This is a genomic window from Methanoregula sp., from assembly GCF_002835825.1.
Taxonomy (GTDB): domain Archaea; phylum Halobacteriota; class Methanomicrobia; order Methanomicrobiales; family Methanospirillaceae; genus Methanoregula.
In genome coordinates this window covers 1-1,107 of sequence record NZ_PIZH01000707.1, presented here as the reverse complement: position 1 = coordinate 1,107, position 1,107 = coordinate 1, and the positions used below count along the sequence as shown (strand labels likewise).

The 1,107-nt window shown below is 55.6% G+C and carries 1 protein-coding gene; it reads right to left on the bottom strand.

Translation table 11 applies throughout. The features are described 5' to 3' along the window. Positions 1 to 69: 69 nt before the first annotated feature. On the bottom strand, positions 70 to 948 hold the full coding sequence (artA, locus tag CW742_RS14580; protein ID WP_292421633.1) for an archaeosortase A: 879 nt from the start codon (positions 946 to 948) through the stop codon (positions 70 to 72). Positions 949 to 1,107 lie beyond the last annotated feature (159 nt).

Sequence of the window (1,107 nt, the reverse complement as noted above, 5' to 3'; positions counted from 1 at the left end):
CCATAGAGGACTCTCGAATCCCGTTTAGTTCAAGGATTTTAACAGAGCATGTAAAAGAAAAAAGGGAATTCATTTGCTCTTGCAGAACGCCTTCCTGAATTCGCCAATGTACATCTGGTAAAGGTCATCGGCGAATTTCCCGAGGCTGGGAATGAGCGTGAAGAGTGAATAGGCGATCATCACCAGGATGACGAGGGCTAGCAGTTCGGCGATCACGTTGTGCGACCAGAAGAAACTCTCGTATCCCATCTCCCCGTTGCTGGCGATCTCGGGCCAGTACGGGAACCACTGGTCCGTGTACGCCATGACCACAAAGGCGTTGCGCAGCAGGTTGAGGATATAGATTGTCGGGGCAACGATGAGGAACGCGTACATCTTCTGCCGGAGCGTTGTCGGGACTGCTGCTGCAACGCCCAGCAGGATCGCGATGCTCTGGATGCCGGTGCAGCCAAGGATGATCTGGACGCTGTACCCGTTCCTCGTGATGGTGTCCCGCAGAAGCCCGGCGCAGGCCGACGGGTCCAGTGCCCGTTCGGTTACCGGGTTCATGCAGGTGAGCGAGACGGTGAAGTTGAGGGCATCGAGGATGAAGAGGACCTGCGATACGACAAGGGAGATAAGCTGGTTCCCAAGCCAGGCAAAGAGCGGCACCTGATTGAACCCGAACGGGGCATAGATGAGAAAGGCCACGGCTGCTGCCCTTGAGAGATGCATTGCCCGCTCGTCGCTTTCCAGGAGGTATTTAACCGTGATCGCGAGAAACGGCACGGACATGGCTGCGACCAGCGGGTACATGAAATTGTTCTCCCGGAAATACTCGGGTAACGAAGCAAAGAGGGTCAGGACAATGAAAACCCACCCGACAATAGCAGCATACCTGCGGTGGCGACCGGGTATCAGGAATGCCAGAAAACCGGCACAGGAAAGCAGGACCAGATACTCGATCATTATAGAAATATCCACGCAGTACCAAAAAAAGGATTCTCATCAGGCATACCCGGGCCGGGGGGACGGTCTTCCCGCACGGTCTCTCGCGATCCCCTCCTGCCCTCGCCGTGACAGGGAGCACCGGGATTACCCGAGAGTTAATCTTGTATCATCACGCAT